The 14863-nt window shown below is 66.8% G+C and carries 15 protein-coding genes and 1 tRNA gene; 14 read left to right on the forward strand and 2 right to left on the reverse strand.

Annotation, left to right across the window (positions count from 1 at the left end):
* Nucleotides 1–50: 50 nt before the first annotated feature.
* From ACFTWF_RS09005 to ACFTWF_RS09020, 4 genes are all read left to right on the forward strand, one after another.
* Nucleotides 51–269, forward strand: a complete 219-nt coding sequence (locus ACFTWF_RS09005) for a DUF4244 domain-containing protein (RefSeq protein WP_185727200.1) — start codon at nt 51–53, stop codon at nt 267–269.
* Nucleotides 269–643 (forward strand): TadE family type IV pilus minor pilin, encoded by a 375-nt coding sequence (locus tag ACFTWF_RS09010; RefSeq protein WP_378460884.1) that lies wholly within the window; start codon nt 269–271, stop codon nt 641–643. The genes ACFTWF_RS09005 and ACFTWF_RS09010 overlap by 1 nt, the downstream gene beginning before the upstream one ends.
* On the forward strand, nt 640–996 hold the full coding sequence (locus tag ACFTWF_RS09015; RefSeq protein WP_378460885.1) for an Rv3654c family TadE-like protein: 357 nt from the start codon (nt 640–642) through the stop codon (nt 994–996). Before ACFTWF_RS09010 ends, ACFTWF_RS09015 begins: the two co-directional genes overlap by 4 nt.
* A gap of 172 nt (nt 997–1168) precedes the next feature.
* The gene (locus ACFTWF_RS09020; RefSeq protein ID WP_378460886.1) at nt 1169–2578 is read left to right on the forward strand and encodes an MFS transporter; all 1410 of its coding nucleotides are present in this window, start codon (nt 1169–1171) and stop codon (nt 2576–2578) included.
* 10 nt (nt 2579–2588) lie between these two features.
* On the opposite strand, the gene ACFTWF_RS09025 is transcribed toward ACFTWF_RS09020, so the two are convergent.
* Nucleotides 2589–3485: a LysR family transcriptional regulator gene (locus ACFTWF_RS09025; RefSeq protein WP_378460887.1), complete on the reverse strand. Its 897-nt coding sequence runs from the start codon at nt 3483–3485 to the stop codon at nt 2589–2591.
* Between the two features lie 83 nt (nt 3486–3568).
* On the opposite strand from ACFTWF_RS09025, the gene ACFTWF_RS09030 reads away from it, so the two are divergent.
* Both ACFTWF_RS09030 and ACFTWF_RS09035 read left to right on the forward strand, forming a co-directional pair.
* Entirely contained in the window at nt 3569–4483 is a 915-nt protein-coding gene (locus ACFTWF_RS09030) for a CoA transferase subunit A (RefSeq protein WP_378460888.1), read from the forward strand.
* On the forward strand, nt 4480–5262 hold the full coding sequence (locus ACFTWF_RS09035) for a CoA-transferase subunit beta (protein WP_378460889.1): 783 nt from the start codon (nt 4480–4482) through the stop codon (nt 5260–5262). The genes ACFTWF_RS09030 and ACFTWF_RS09035 overlap by 4 nt, the downstream gene beginning before the upstream one ends.
* Before the next feature lie 19 nt (nt 5263–5281).
* Here ACFTWF_RS09035 and ACFTWF_RS09040 read toward each other — a convergent pair whose 3' ends face one another.
* Complete coding sequence (locus ACFTWF_RS09040; protein WP_378460890.1) at nt 5282–7645, reverse strand: DEAD/DEAH box helicase; 2364 nt, start codon at nt 7643–7645, stop codon at nt 5282–5284.
* A gap of 397 nt (nt 7646–8042) precedes the next feature.
* Here ACFTWF_RS09040 and ACFTWF_RS09045 point away from each other — a divergent pair, with 397 nt between their 5' ends.
* From ACFTWF_RS09045 to ACFTWF_RS09080, 8 genes are all read left to right on the forward strand, one after another.
* A complete protein-coding gene (locus ACFTWF_RS09045) occupies nt 8043–8246 on the forward strand; it encodes a cold-shock protein (protein ID WP_005248460.1) in 204 nt (67 codons plus the stop codon).
* Between the two features lie 140 nt (nt 8247–8386).
* On the forward strand, nt 8387–8971 hold the full coding sequence (locus tag ACFTWF_RS09050; RefSeq protein WP_073368736.1) for a hypothetical protein: 585 nt from the start codon (nt 8387–8389) through the stop codon (nt 8969–8971).
* Between the two features lie 137 nt (nt 8972–9108).
* On the forward strand, nt 9109–12027 hold the full coding sequence (topA, locus tag ACFTWF_RS09055; RefSeq protein WP_378460891.1) for a type I DNA topoisomerase: 2919 nt from the start codon (nt 9109–9111) through the stop codon (nt 12025–12027).
* A 52-nt stretch (nt 12028–12079) separates the two neighbouring features.
* Nucleotides 12080–13294, forward strand: coding sequence for a DNA polymerase III subunit delta' (locus ACFTWF_RS09060; protein WP_378460892.1), 1215 nt, complete (start codon nt 12080–12082; stop codon nt 13292–13294).
* Between the two features lie 31 nt (nt 13295–13325).
* Nucleotides 13326–13398 (forward strand) — tRNA-Thr (locus ACFTWF_RS09065).
* A 114-nt stretch (nt 13399–13512) separates the two neighbouring features.
* Entirely contained in the window at nt 13513–13965 is a 453-nt protein-coding gene (locus tag ACFTWF_RS09070; RefSeq protein WP_378460893.1) for a DUF2752 domain-containing protein, read from the forward strand.
* A gap of 42 nt (nt 13966–14007) precedes the next feature.
* Entirely contained in the window at nt 14008–14130 is a 123-nt protein-coding gene (locus tag ACFTWF_RS09075) for a hypothetical protein (RefSeq protein WP_378460894.1), read from the forward strand.
* 49 nt (nt 14131–14179) lie between these two features.
* On the forward strand, nt 14180–14377 hold the full coding sequence (locus ACFTWF_RS09080; RefSeq protein WP_141469987.1) for a hypothetical protein: 198 nt from the start codon (nt 14180–14182) through the stop codon (nt 14375–14377).
* Nucleotides 14378–14863: the final 486 nt, after the last annotated feature.

Here is a 14863-nt window from a genome sequence, read left to right on the forward strand (position 1 = left end):
CACTTCCGGTGCAGAACCGCTGCTCCGGGCACTCGAGAAGGGGGAACATCATGAAACACGGAATCCGGGCCTTGGCGGGAATTCGGGAACTGACCAACCGCGTGACGCTGCTCGCGGTGGACGAGGACGGCATGTCGACGGCCGAATACGCCATCGGCACCATCGCGGCCGCGGCATTCGGGGCCGTGCTGTATTCGGTCGTCACCGGCGACAGCATCGTCACGGCCCTGACGAACATCATCGACAAAGCGTTGAACACCGCGGTGTGATGAGTTCCGCCAGGGACCTGCGCCGGTCCGAGGCCGGCGGCGTCACCGTGGAGGCGGCGATCGCGATCGCGTCGATCGTGGCGGTGGTCGTGCTGTGTGTCGGCGCGATCACCGCGGCCACCTTGCACGTCCGGTGTGTCGATTCGGCTCGTGAGGCCGCTCGGCTCGCCGCGCGTGGAGATCGCGAGTCGGCGGTCTCCACGGCGGCGAAGGTGGCCCCCGGCGGCGCCGATGTGGAGATCCGGACCGAGGGAGAGTTCATAGTCGCCACCGTGCGGGTGCGCAGCCCTCTCCTTCCGCTCGTGAACATCTCCGCCGAAGCGGTGGCCGCCCTGGAGCCGACGGTGCCGGGGTGGAGTGGGGGCGGGCGGTGAGGTCGGGGCTGTCCGACGATCGCGGTGCGGCGACGGTGCTGGCGTGTTGTGCGCTCGCGGCGCTGGTGGTGGTCACGGCGATGCTGGTGCACATCGGCTCCGCGGTGTCCGTGCGGCATCGTGCGCAGTCCGCGGCGGATCTGGCTGCACTCGCCGCCGCGGTCGGGCTCGACCGCGGCACTGCAGCGGCGTGCGCTGCGGCCCAGGAAGTCGCGGGCCGGATGCACACCCGACTCGTGTCCTGCACGGTCGAGAATTGGGATGTCGAGGTCACGGTCACCGCCCCGGTGCTCCTGTCCTCGCTCGGTGTGCGGGATGCCCGGGCGGTCGCGCGGGCAGGTCCCGCGGAGTGAGGCTGGTCGCACGCATCACCGCAGTTTGGGGGTGGTTTCCAGAATTATGACCAGATCCGTATTAATTACCCACTCAGGAAGTATTGGACGGCATGGATCTTGTGATGCGAGTCTCACTGGAGCGAGCTGATTTCCGTCGAAATCACTCCCCTTTGGCGAGAGAGGGCACTACATGACCACGGCACCACCGAAGCGGACCGACGCCGAGACGAAGGCACGGAGAGCGGGCATCGCCTCGTTCATCGGCACCACCATCGAGTGGTACGACTTCTACATCTACGGCACGGCGTCGGCCCTGGTCTTCGGTCAGGTGTTCTTCTCCGACACACTGCCGGCGGGAATGGGCACTCTGCTCGCCTTCGTCACGCTGTGGGCAGGTTTCCTCGCCCGCCCGATCGGCGGCATCGTCTTCGGGCACCTCGGAGACAAGATCGGCCGGAAGACAACCCTCGTCATCACCCTCATGATGATGGGCACCGCGACCGTCGGAATCGGCCTCCTGCCTTCCTACGCGCAGATCGGGGTGTGGGCGCCGGCCGGACTGGTCTTCCTCCGCGTCGTCCAGGGCGTGGCGGTCGGCGGCGAGTGGGGCGGTGCGGTGCTGATCGCCAGCGAAAACGCGCCCAAGGGGAAGGGGATCCTGTACTCCGCCTTCGCCCAGCAAGGGTCGCCCGCCGGAAATCTGCTGGCCACGATGGCGTTCTTCCTGCTCTCTGCCATGCCCACCCCCGACTTCGTGCTCTACGGGTGGCGTATCCCGTTCCTGATCTCCGCAGCGCTGGTGATCGTCGGCATGATCATCCGTCTCAAGCTCGAAGAGTCCGACGCCATGAAGACCGTGCTGAAGCAGAAGAAGACCGTGGCACTGCCGATCGGCGAGGTGCTCCGCAAGCATTGGGTCCTCGTTCTCCTCGGCGCGGGCGCGCTTCCCCTGGCGCAGGTGACGTACTTCAAGAACACCTTCGCGCTGTCGTGGGCCACGAGTGAGCTCGGCTACGACAGGGGCACGTTCCTCGGCGCCATCGCGATCGCCCTCGTGGTCCAGTTCATCGTCCAGCCGTTCGGTGCGGTCCTGGTGTCGCGGATCGACATGCGGAAAGCCATGTGCATCATGGTCATTCCCGAGTTCGTCCTGATGCCCGCGATGTTCTTCGCGATCCGCACCGAAAACTTCACGATCGCGGTGGTCGCCATGTGCCTCGCCACCATTCCGCACTCGATGTTCTACGGCGCCATCGCCGGTGTGCTCGCCCGTGCCTTCCCGGCCAACATCCGCTACACCGGCCTCTCGCTCGCGTACCAGCTGTGTTCGCTGGTGGTCGGCGGCGGCACCCCGGTGCTGGCGCAGTGGATGCTCAACTCGTCCGGAAACATCGTCGGTGTCGCCTTCGTCTCGGCCGGGTATGCGGCCGTCTCCCTGATCTGCACGCTGTTGTTGCTGAATCGGACCGGTTTCGACGCGCGACGGTTGTCGACCGCCGAGCAGTCCGACGCGGACGAACTGCGACTCGACACCGATCAGGACGACGAGGTGGGCGACGCCCCGAGCGAAGGGCAGGCACGTGCGACAGCCCATACCTGACCAGCGCATGTCATTCCGGGGTGGGCAACGCCTCTTCGGACAGTCTGAGAACCTCCCGCAGCGCGGCGCTGTCGTCGTCCGCTCGCCAGGCGATCCGCAGTTGCAGGGTGCTCGGACCTCCGGTCAGGGGCAGGAACACCACGTCCGGGTTGTTCACGTTCTCGGCCACCGAGGAGACGGTCAGCGCACAGCCGACCTCCGCCGACACCAACGCCATCAACGCCATCGAGTCCGGCGCGCTCTGCACGATCCGCGGCGTGAAACCGGCATCGTGGGCCGCCCTCTGCAGGGAGTCGCGCAGTGCCGACCCGGGATCGGCGGGCAACGTCACCCAGGGCTCGCTCGCCAGCTCCTCGATGCGGATGTCGGCCCTGGCCGCGAGCGGGTGGTCGGCGGGCAACGCCACTACGAAGTCCTCGTTGAGGATGACGCGCGACGCGATGCCCGGTGGTGTGAAGATCCACCGGACCAGGCCGATGTCCAGGGTTCCGTCGAGGAGTTTGTTCAGCGCTTCGCTCGCGAAAGCGGAACTGTCCAAGACAAATTCGATTCCAGGGTGGGTGTGCCGGACGAGTTTGGCCCACCGTCCGATGAGGAGGTGGGACGACACTCCGGCGAAGCCGATGCGCACTCTGCCGACCTGCCCGCGGCCGGCGGCGGCCACGGCGATCTCCGCGAGCCGGCAGGCGTCCAGGATCTCGCGGGCCGGACCGAGCAGGGCCTCACCGGCGGGCGTGAGCCGAACATTCCGCGTGTTCCTCTCGAAAAGGGTTGCTCCGAGCTGCTTTTCCAATTGCCGGATCGTCCTGCTCAGTGGGGGTTGCGCCGAGTGCAGGCGCTGGGCGGCCCGTCCGAAGTGCAACTCCTCGGCGACCGCGAGAAAGGCAGTGATCTGAGAAATCTCCACGACAGAACTATTGCAGTCCGAGCAACAGAGCTGTCAACACCAATGAGCACGGTGAGTGTAATCAGGGTCGAAGGGGTACGACGATGAGCAAAGTGGTCAGTATGGCGGACGCCATCGGGATGTACGTGGAAGACGGCATGACCGTGTGCCTCGAGGGCTTCTCGCATCTGATCTCGTTTGCAGCCGCGCACGAGATCATCCGGCAGGGGCGGCAGAATCTCACGCTGTGCCGGATGACGCCGGACATCGTGTCGGATCAACTCGTCGCCGCCGGCTGCGTGACCACGCTCGTGGCTTCGTTCTTCGCCAGCGGTTCGGCCGGATCGTTGCACGAATTGAGGCGCCGGATCGAGCGTCACGATCCGGTGGCGCTCGAGGTGGAGGAGTACAGCCACTACGGGATGGTCTGCCGTTATCAGGCGGGGGCCGCAGGCCTGCCGTTCTTTCCGCTGCGGTCGTACGCGGGCAGCGACCTTCCGCGGCTCAACCCCCGGATCCGGCTCGTCGACGATCCCTACGGGGAGGGCACGGTGTACGTGGTACCCCCGCTGAACCCGGACGTCACCATCGTCCACGCGCAGCGGGCCGACCGGCACGGCAACGTGCAGATCTGGGGCATCTCCGGCGTCCAGCAGGAGGCGGTGTACGCCGCGAAGAAGGCGATCGTGGTGGTCGAGGAGATCGTCGACGACGACGTCGTTCGCTCCGACCCCAACCGCACGTTGATCCCGTCCCACGCGGTCGACGCCGTCGTCGTGTGCCCGCGCGGGGCCCATCCGTCCTACGTGCAGGGCTATTACGACCGTGACTGCGCCTTCTACCGGCGATGGACCGCGATCAGCAAGGACTCCGGACTGCTGCAGGCCTGGCTGAAGGAATGGGTCCACGGCACCGCAAATCATGCCGAATACCTCGACAAACTCGGCGGCGACTACTGGGACGACCTCGCCGTCGCACCTCGATTGTCCGAACCGGTCGACTACGGGAGCAGAAAATGACGACAGCATCGGCCGGAGCCGTCTCGGCGACGGAGGTCATCGTGTCCGTCGCTGCCCGCGAACTAGCCGGAAAGGGGCGTGTCTTCGCCGGCGTCGGCCTGCCGACGCTCGCCGTCGATCTCGCCAAGCGGACCAGCAACCCGGACGTCGAATTGATCTACGAGTCGGGTGTGTGCGGCGCCCACCCCGCCGCGATGGCCGAGGGGATCGCGGACTCGGTCGTCGTGTCGGGCGCGGAGTCGGTGGTGTCGATGTCGGCGCTGTTCGGTTACGTGCTGCAGGGCGGCAACGTCGACGTCGGATTCCTAGGCGCGGCACAGATCGACAGGTACGGCAGCCTCAACACGAGCATCATCGGGGACTGGGACAAGCCGACGGTCCGGCTGCCCGGCGCCGGTGGCGCAGTGGAGATCATGCCCAACGCCGGCGAGATCTTCGTGGTGATGCGGCGGCACGACCCCAGCGCCTTCCCGGCGGAACTCGACTTCTGCACGTCGCCGAGCCCGGTCCGGGCCCGAGAGTCCGGCAACGGCATCATGCCGCGCGGCAGAGGGGTGACGAGGGTGTTCACGAATCTCGGGGTCCTGTCCCGGCAGGGCCCGTTCGACGAGCTCGAGTTGGTCAGCGTGCACGAGGGTGTCTCCGTCGACGACGTGCGGGCGCAGACCGGCTGGGAGTTGAAGGTGGCCGACGACGTCACCGTCACCGCCCCGCCCACCGCCGAGGAGATTCACCTGCTGCGGGATGTGATCGACAAGGTCCGGCTCTATTTGCGCTGAGCGTCTCGGCCGACGGCCCTCATCCGAGCGAATCCAGAACAGCCGTCAGGACCCGGATCGCCCCGTCCTTGTCGAGTGGGTCGTTGCCGTTCCCGCACTTCGGCGAGTACACGCAGGACGGGCAACCGGACGTGCATTCGCACGACTCGATGGCCTGACGGGTCGCGCCGAGCCACCGGGAGAGTTCGGCGTGACCGCGGTCGGCGAATCCGGCTCCGCCGGCGTGACCGTCGTAGACGAAGACGGTGGGGAGTCCGGTGTCGGCGTGCAACGCCGTCGAGACGCCGCCGATGTCGCCCCGATCGCACGTGGCGACGAGGGGAAGGAGCCCGATCGCGGCATGCTCGGCGGCGTGGAGCGAACCCGGCACGCGTTCGGCCGCGACACCAGCCTGCTCCAGCAGTTCCGGGGTGACGGTGTACATCACGGCGCGGGTGGGGAGGGTGTGTTTCGGCATGTCCAGCTCGACGGCGTCGAGGACCTCGCCCGAGGACAGGCGTCGCAGGTACCCGATCACCTGATGGGTCACCTCGACCTCGACGAGCGCGACCTCGACCTCGCCGAACTGCTTCTGCTCGAGCACGGACGTGACGGTGATCTCGGTGGTTTCCCGGGCGGATGTCGTCCACTCGGGGTCTTCCGCGTGCACGAGGGCGAGACCCTGGTCGAGGTCGAGTTCGTCGACGACGTACGACTCGCCCTGGTGGATGTGCACGGCACCGGGATGCGCCGTGGCCGGGGCCCGGCCGGTGTCGACGGTCCCGAGCATCCGTCCGGATTCGGACACAACAATCGCCACCTGGGTGCCGATTCCGCCGCGGATATCCACTGCGCCATGAGGATTTGTCCCCGCTGTGACGAACCAGCCGTGCGCGCGTCGCCGGATGAGGCCCTGCTCGGCAAGTTTCGCGAGGACGTCGAGGGCTCCGAAGGCCTCCGCCTCGGCGTCGGACAGCGGTAGTTCCATTGCGGCGCAGAGTAACTGCGGGCCGAGGACGTACGGGTTGCTCGGGTCGGTGACGGTCGCCTCGACGGGTTTGTCGAGCAGCGCGGACGGGTGGTGGACGAGGTAGGTGTCGAGGGGGTCGTCGCGGGCGACGAGGACCACCAGGGACCCCTCTCCGCGCCGGCCGGATCGGCCCCCCTGCTGCCAGAACGACGCCACCGTCCCGGGGAACCCGGCGACCACCACGGCGTCGAGTCCGGCGATGTCGACGCCGAGTTCCAGTGCGTTCGTCGTCGCAGCCCCCAGCAGGGTGCCGTCGGCCAGTGCCGCTTCCAGCTCACGGCGGTCCTCGGCGAGGTAACCGGCACGATACGACGCGACCCGCGACGACAGTTCGGGATCGATCTCCCCGAGTAGGCGTTTGGTCGCCATCGCGGTCAACTCCGCGCCCCGGCGGGAGCGCACGAAGGTGAGCGTGCGGGCCCCCTCGACCATCAGATCGGCCATGATGCGGGCGGCTTCCGAACCGGCGGGCCGCCGGACGGGGCTTCCGTTCTCGCCGGTGACCTCCCGCATGAGCGGGGGTTCCCACAGCGCGACCGTCCGGGGGCCATGCGGGGAACCGTCCTCCACCACCTCGGTACACGGTGCTCCGACCAGCCGCGACGCCGCCGCTCCCGGGTCCGCAGTGGTGGCGGACGCGAGGATGAAGACGGGATCGGCGCCGTACCGCGCGGCGATGCGCCTGAGCCGACGCAGTACGAGCGCGACATTCGAGCCGAAGACGCCACGGTAGGAGTGGCATTCGTCGATCACGACGAAGGCCAGATTGCGGAAGAAGTGCGCCCATCGCTGGTGGGTGCGCAGGAGGGAGATGTGCAGCATGTCGGGGTTGGTGAAGAGCCACCGCGAGTTCTCCCGGGCCCAGTGCCGCACCTCGAGCGGGGTGTCGCCGTCGAAGACGCACGGGCACGCGCCGCGCAGGTCGTCTCCGGCGTCGAGGATGTCCGAGTCGATGAGCGACGTCACGGACCGCAACTGGTCCGCGCCGAGGGCCTTCGTCGGGGAGAGGTAGAGGGCGGTCGCCCGCGGATCCGTTGCCAGAGTGGTGAGTACCGGAAGCTGGTAGGCCAGCGACTTGCCCGAGGCGGTGCCGGTCGAGACGACGACGTTCGTCCCGCCGTGGGCCAGGTCGGCGGCGACGGCCTGGTGGGTCCACGGGCGGGGGATCCCGTTCTCCTGCATGGCCCGGACGACGCTGGGATGCGCCCACGCGGGCCATTCGGCGACGGAAGAAGTCCGGGCCGGCATTTCCGCGGCGAAAGTGAGCGGGTTTTCGTCTCGGGGAACACCCTCGAGGACCCGGTTCAGGAGCGCTCGGCCGTATGTTTCGCCCGTATTTCCACTGTCGTGCCGTGGTGAAAACGGTGTACTCACTGAACTCTCCGGGCTGTCGTAGGGGACGGGCGAGTAGCTTCCACACCGCCACGACCTGCGCATTTGATGATAACGAGTGCCCGTTCGACGCTGTCGCCCGGGGTGCGGCCGTCACCTGGCGATTCCGCTCATTCGGGGCTGTTCGCTACAAGATCAACTTTTTGTGTGAATTGTTAGGATTTCGACTGTTGCGTACGCGGAGTTCATGGTTGACTACAACTGGTCGCAGCTTCTGTGTTCGTAGGCTTGAAAGAGTGAACGCTCGCAGGATCGATGTTGCGAACGCGGTGCTCTGCTTTTCCTGAGGGGGAAATCAAGAAGTACAGCGGTCGGAACCGGCCCGGCGGACTGTATGTGCTGTCCGCCGAATCCGGTGGTTAGAAAGAGAAGGAAAAGCATGGCACAGGGCACTGTGAAGTGGTTCAACGCGGAAAAGGGCTTCGGCTTCATCGCACCCGAAGACGGCTCCGCTGACGTCTTCGTTCACTACTCCGAGATCCAGGGCAGCGGCTTCCGCACCCTCGAGGAGAACCAGCGCGTGGAGTTCGAGGTCGGCCAGGGCACCAAGGGTCCCCAGGCTACCGGCGTTCGCGCAGTCTGATTCTGCCGTTCACATTCGTGAACATGTAAATCAGATAGGCGGGGTCCCCGTGACCGCGTCTGATTCGTCCCCCATCGCCTGAGGCGGTGGGGGACGAGTCGTTTTCACGGCAACGGTGCCGTGTCCAAGGGGGTACTTCGATGAGTCAACTGTCCTTCTTCTCCGCGGAGGCGATGCCCCCGGCCGTCACCGACCTGTGCGGCCTTCTCGCCGCGACGGGTCAGGTGGTCACGTCGGCCGGGCGTGCGCGCATCTCGATCGTGGTGGACGCACAGTGGCGGGCGGAGGCGATCGCGGAGTTGATCGCGCAGGCCGGACTCGAGGTCGAGATCACGCGCAGCGACGAGGGCAGCCCGCTCGTTCGGACCGCGTCCGTGGTCGATTTGCGGCCTCTCGCGGACCAGTGGACGAGGGGAGCGGTCAAGGCGGTGCCCCCGGGGTGGGTGCCGTCGGGGCGGCAGTTGCGGGTGTGGGCGCTGGCGTCCGGCCGGGGGGAAGCGGAGGGCGAGCGGTTCGTCCTCGGACTCGATCCGCATGCCCCGGATACCCACGCGCCGTTGGCTCAGGCGTTGATGCGGGCCGGCATCGCGCCGACTCTCATCGGCACCCGAGGCTCCGGTCCGGGACTCCGGATCTCGGGTCGGCGTAGGCTCGGCAGACTCGTCGAGAGCATCGGCGAGGCTCCCGGAAATGTGGACGACCGTACCGGTTGGCCCCACGTGTAGAGCCGTGTAGACGGTACTGATCTGCGAGGATGGGTTCCGGGTATGTCACTCTAGTAATAGGCGAACCGGGTATAAAAGGGTTTGTCTACACAACTGTCGAGTGGCAGCGATCGACTTCAGGAAGGCTCGGGCTTCAGGTGGCTAAAGGGGACAACGGCAGTGCACAGGGTGCGGCGGGAGCGTCCGGCCAGCCTCGCCGCCTCGTGATCGTCGAGTCGCCGACCAAGGCCCGCAAGATCGCCCCGTACCTCGGAAAGAACTATGTCGTCGAGGCGTCGGTGGGCCACATCCGCGACCTTCCGCGCGGTGCCGCCGACGTGCCGGCCAAGTACAAGGGTGAGTCCTGGGCGCGGCTCGGGGTCAACGTCGACCAGGATTTCGAACCTCTCTACGTGGTCAGCCCGGAGAAGAAGTCCAAGGTCACGGAGCTGAAGAGCCTCCTCAAGGATGCCGACGAACTCTTCCTCGCCACCGACCCCGACCGTGAGGGCGAGGCGATCGCCTGGCACCTCCTCGAGACGCTCAAGCCGAAGATCCCGGTTCGCCGGATGGTCTTCCACGAGATCACCGAGCCGGCCATCCGCGCCGCGGCCGAGGACACCCGCGAACTCGACAACGATCTGGTCGACGCGCAGGAGACCCGCCGCATCCTCGACCGTCTGTACGGGTACGAGGTCAGCCCGGTGCTGTGGAAGAAGGTCATGCCGAGGTTGTCGGCGGGCCGCGTGCAGTCCGTCGCCACCCGGGTCATCGTCCAGCGTGAGCGCGAGCGGATGGCGTTCCGCTCGGCGTCCTACTGGGACATCTCGGCCACCCTGGATGCCGGCGCCGACGCCAGCCCCCGCAGTTTCGGCGCGCGCCTGGTGAGCGTCGACGGCTCGCGTGTGGCCACCGGCCGCGATTTCGGTTCGGACGGTCAGCTGAAGACCGGCACGGTCACGGTTCTCGACGAGGCGCGTGCGCAGCGCCTGGCAGAGTCCCTCGCCGGCGTCGATCTCACGGTCTCGTCCGCGGAGAGCAAGCCGTACACCCGCAAGCCCTATGCGCCGTTCATGACGTCGACCCTGCAGCAGGAGGCGGGCCGCAAGCTCCGGTTCACGTCCGAGCGGACTATGCGGATCGCGCAGCGACTGTACGAGAACGGCTATATCACCTACATGCGTACCGACTCGACGACGTTGTCGTCGTCGGCGATCGCTGCCGCCCGCGCGCAGGCCACGGAGTTGTACGGCGCCGAGTACGTTCACGACACGCCACGCCAGTACACGCGCAAGGTCAAGAACGCGCAGGAGGCGCACGAGGCCATCCGCCCCGCCGGCGACGTGTTCCAGACCCCCGGTCAGCTGCATTCGCGCCTCGACACCGACGAGTTCCGCCTGTACGAGCTGATCTGGCAGCGCACCGTGGCGTCGCAGATGGCCGACGCACGGGGCACGACGCTGACCCTGCGGATCACCGGGACCGCGGGCACCGGCGAAGAGTGCACGTTCTCCTCCTCGGGTCGCACGATCACGTTCGCCGGATTCCTGAAGGCGTACGTCGAGAGCGTCGACGAAGAGGCCGGCGGTCAGTCGGACGACGCCGAGTCGCGGCTGCCGGTGCTCGTCGAGGGCCAGGCGGTCACCGCCACCAAACTCGATCCCGACGGCCACACCACCAACCCGCCTGCCCGCTACACCGAGGCGAGCCTGATCAAGACCCTCGAAGAGCTGGGCATCGGCCGTCCGTCCACGTACTCATCGATCATCAAGACCATTCTCGATCGCGGATACGTCTACAAGCGCGGCAGCGCCCTCGTCCCGTCCTGGGTGGCGTTCGCCGTCATCGGGCTGCTCGAGATGCACTTCGGACGGTTGGTCGACTTCGACTTCACCGCCGGCATGGAAGACGATCTCGACGCGATCGCCGGTGGCCGGGAACAGCGGGGCAATTGGCTCAGCAGCTTCTACTTCGGCGGCGATCACGGCGCCGAGGGGTCCGTTGCCCGCGAGGGTGGACTGAAGAAGATGGTCGGCGTCAATCTCGAGGAGATCGACGCCCGCGAGGTCAACTCGATCCGGCTGTTCGACGACGCCGAGGGCCGGGAGGTCCACGTCCGCGTCGGACGATTCGGTCCGTACCTCGAGCGGATGGTCCAGAACCCGGACGACCCCGAGGGCGACCTCGTCTCGCAGCGGGCCAACCTGCCCGACGACCTCCCCCCGGACGAGCTGACGCCCGAGTACGCGGAGAAGCTGTTCTCGACGCCGCAGGAGGGGCGCAAACTGGGCGTCGACCCACTGAGCGGCAACGAGATCGTCGCGAAGGAGGGCCGCTTCGGCCCGTACGTCACCGAGATCCTTCCCGAGCCGGAACCGGAGCCCGAGCCCGCGGTGGTGCCGGTGACCGACGAATCGGCCGACGGTACGACCAAGACGAAGACGGCCGCCAAGAAGGCGCCGGCGAAGAAGGCAGCGAAGAAGGCCACCGGTCCCAAGCCCCGGACGGGTTCGCTGCTCAAGTCGATGGACCTGGCCACGGTAACCCTCGACGACGCGCTCAAGCTGCTGTCGCTGCCCCGCGTGGTGGGTGTCGATCCGGAGTCCAAGGAAGAGATCACCGCGCAGAACGGCCGCTACGGTCCGTATCTGAAGAAGGGAACGGATTCGCGGTCCCTCGCCAACGAGGACCAGATGTTCACGGTGACCCTCGACGAGGCCCTGAAGATCTATGCGGAGCCCAAGCGGCGCGGACGTCAGGCCGCCGCCACCCCGCCGTTGCGTGAGCTGGGCGTCGACTCGGTCAGCGAGAAGCCGATGGTGATCAAGGACGGCAGATTCGGGCCGTACGTGACGGACGGCGAAACCAACGCCAGCCTCCGCAAGGGCGACGAGGTGGAGTCCATCACCGACGCCCGCGCTTCGGAACTGCTCGCGGACCGTCGTGCCCGTGGTCCGGTGAAGAAGAAGGCCGCCGCCAAGAAGGCGCCCGCCAAGAAGGCGGCGAAGAAGACCGCTGCCAAGAAGGCGCCCGCGAAGAAGGCGGCCGCGAAGAAGGCTGCGGACAAGAAGGCGTGAGCCGGTACCTCGGGCCGGCAGGGATGTCGTACGAGCCGGTTAGGCTGGCGCCGTGACGGTATTCGACCGGTTGGTGGGCCAGGAGGACGTCGAGGACGAACTGACGGCCGCGGCCACTGCGGCCCGTCGTGGAGTCGGTGCGATGGGCTCCGCAATGACTCATTCGTGGCTGTTCACGGGCCCGCCCGGATCGGGTAGGTCGGTGGCCGCGCTGTGTTTCGCCGCCGCCCTGCAGTGCACGAGTGACGGCACTCCCGGCTGCGGCGTGTGCCATGCCTGCACCACGGCGATGGCCGGAACCCACGGCGACGTCCGGCAGGTCGTCCCCGAAGGCCTGAGCATCAGCGTCAAGGAAATGCGTGCCATCGTGCAGACCGCTTCCCGGCGGCCGAGTACCGGACGCTGGCAGATCGTCGTCGTCGAGGACGCGGACCGGCTCACCGAGGGCGCGGCCAACGCTCTCCTCAAAGTGGTCGAGGAGCCACCCGACCGCACCGTCTTCCTGCTGTGTGCGCCCTCGGTCGACCCGCAGGACATCTCGGTGACGCTGCGATCGCGTTGCCGGCACATCCATCTCGTGACTCCGTCGGCCGATTCCATCGCGAAGGTGCTGCGTGAGCGGGACGGCCTCGACCCCGCCGACGCGCAACTGGCAGCCTCGATCAGCGGCGGACACGTCGGACGCGCCCGGCGACTCGCGACGGATCTGAACGCCAAGGTGCGTCGCAAGGGCGCTCTGGACCTCGCCGTCGCGGCACTGCGACCGGCGACCGCATTCGCGGCGGCGGAGGATCTGGTCCGGTCCGCGGACGCCGAGGCCAAGGAGATGAGCGCTGCCCGGGACGAGCAGGAGACCGAGGAGTTGCGCACCGCGCTGGGTGCGGGCGGCACCGGCAAGGGCGCGGCAGGAGCCCTTCGTGGCTCGGCCGGGGTCCTGAAGGATCTCGAGAAGAGGCAGAAGTCGCGGGCCACCCGCACGGGGCGTGATGCGCTGGATCGCGCACTGGTCGATCTGGCCGGCCTCTACCGCGACGCGCTCGCCGTCGCATGGAAGTCGACCGCGGCCGCGAACCATCCGGACATGGCTGATCGAGCGGCCGACCTGGCGTCGCGAACCACCCCGGAAGGCCTTCTGAAGTGCATCGAAGCGGTGCTCGAGTGTCGCGAGGCGATCACCGTCAACGTCAAACCGCAGTGGGCGGTCGACGCCATGGTGGCCAGTCTCGGGGACGCGTTCAGGGAGCCGTTTTCGCATACTGGGGGTTGAGGCGCTAGACTCGCCACCGCCGAAAGGCACCGCTGCCTTAGCTCAGTCGGTAGAGCATTTCACTCGTAATGAAAAGGTCGAGAGTTCGATTCTCTCAGGCAGCTCAGCGGTTCTCTGGCCCTCCCCGATCACTCGGGGAGGGCCAGAGTCGTCTCCGGAGCATGTCGCGCTCGCCGGGGCGGGGACACTGATCCGATCCACCGCAAGCCGGCGAAATCGTGAACACTGGACTCGTGGACGCCCAGAACGGATCTTCGACCACGCGGGTGGTCGGCCTGCGCGCGCTCGGTGCGCCTGCCGCTGTCGCCACGGGTGCTGTGGTTGCGGCCGCGATCCTCCACTTCCGGGATCCTCATCAGCCGGGTTCGTACGGTTTCTGCCCCCTTTATGCGGTGACCGGGTGGTGGTGTCCGGCCTGCGGTGGACTTCGCGCGGTGCACGACCTCACCAACCTGGACTTCGGAGCGGCGGTCGCCGGCAATGCTCTGATCGTCCCGTTCCTCGCGGTGATGGTTCTCGCCTGGATCGGATGGGCACGTCGCCGGTGGTCGGGTCGGCTCGACCGCCTGATCTCGGTGGGTCCGCGAGTGACGGTCGGTGTGCTCATTCTCGTTGTGGCGTTTACGGTCACCAGGAACACATCTTGGGGAAGCTGGCTCGCGCCGGTCTGACACCTGGTCGGCGCGGGCACTACACAGAGAGTCGGTTCACAGATGGCAATGCAGGTCTTTTCGTTGATCGCGATCCTGGGCGCGCTGATCGTCCTCATCCCTACCGCTCTGCGAGTGTTCGGCAAGAGCGACAACGTGAAGACGCCGGACGAGACCGAAGAGTGAGCATGCCGGCACTCTCGACAACCCACCGCCGCACGACCATGATTTCGATATGAGCGATTCGCTGAAGGACCGGGTGCGCGAGAAGCTGCTGCGTCAGCTGGCCGAGGACGGGGGGCACCCGGTCCAGGAGGCGGAGGGGGACGATCCGAGGTTGGTATCCATCGACTCCGATCTCGCGACGCTGGAGCAGGCTTCCGAGGGAGATGTCGTCATCGAGGAGCTGGCTGCCAAGTACTGGGTGCCCTGAATCGCGGTTTCGGTGCGTTGACCTGGCGATTTGGTGTTCTTGTTTCCCTTCGCGTAACTTATTCCAGGTCAGAGCGACACGGACACCGACCCCGGCCGGAAGGCGGGGGACACGAGGTTGGACGCAGGCGCCTGGTGAATCCGAAGTTCACCGTCGTGTACGGTGGTGCTTCACCCCCGATCTGATTCCGGTCAGCATCCCGGCTTGCGCCGAGGTGGTTGGTAGGATAGGATGGAACGGTTGCCCCGGAGCGGCCGAAGTTGATTCTTCGGTGGTGATGGTGTGTGCGTGTTCTTTGAGAACTCAACAGTGTGTCGATGAATGTCAGTGCCAATCGTTTTGGTACTCCGCATCACGGTTTGCTTTCGGGGCCTTCGGGTTTCGGGGCTGTGTGGTGTGGGTATTGCTGGCTCTTCTCCTTCTTCCGTCGGTGGGGGGTCAGTGTTTTTTGAAATGCTAGTTTGAGTTTTTTTGCTAGTGATTTGG

Origin of the sequence: Rhodococcus sp. NPDC056960 (assembly GCF_042674125.1) — a bacterium.
Taxonomy (GTDB): domain Bacteria; phylum Actinomycetota; class Actinomycetes; order Mycobacteriales; family Mycobacteriaceae; genus Rhodococcus_F.

What these genes read in the sequence shown, in the direction of transcription:
- ACFTWF_RS09005 (WP_185727200.1), top strand. Translation starts at nt 51, where the DNA reads ATGAAACACGGAATCCGGGCCTTGGCGGGAATTCGGGAACTGACCAAC.
- ACFTWF_RS09010 (WP_378460884.1), top strand. Translation starts at nt 269, where the DNA reads ATGAGTTCCGCCAGGGACCTGCGCCGGTCCGAGGCCGGCGGCGTCACC.
- ACFTWF_RS09020 (WP_378460886.1), top strand. Translation starts at nt 1,169, where the DNA reads ATGACCACGGCACCACCGAAGCGGACCGACGCCGAGACGAAGGCACGG.
- ACFTWF_RS09030 (WP_378460888.1), top strand. Translation starts at nt 3,569, where the DNA reads ATGAGCAAAGTGGTCAGTATGGCGGACGCCATCGGGATGTACGTGGAA.
- ACFTWF_RS09035 (WP_378460889.1), top strand. Translation starts at nt 4,480, where the DNA reads ATGACGACAGCATCGGCCGGAGCCGTCTCGGCGACGGAGGTCATCGTG.
- ACFTWF_RS09045 (WP_005248460.1), top strand. Translation starts at nt 8,043, where the DNA reads ATGGCACAGGGCACTGTGAAGTGGTTCAACGCGGAAAAGGGCTTCGGC.
- ACFTWF_RS09050 (WP_073368736.1), top strand. Translation starts at nt 8,387, where the DNA reads ATGAGTCAACTGTCCTTCTTCTCCGCGGAGGCGATGCCCCCGGCCGTC.
- ACFTWF_RS09075 (WP_378460894.1), top strand. Translation starts at nt 14,008, where the DNA reads ATGGCAATGCAGGTCTTTTCGTTGATCGCGATCCTGGGCGCGCTGATC.
- ACFTWF_RS09080 (WP_141469987.1), top strand. Translation starts at nt 14,180, where the DNA reads ATGAGCGATTCGCTGAAGGACCGGGTGCGCGAGAAGCTGCTGCGTCAG.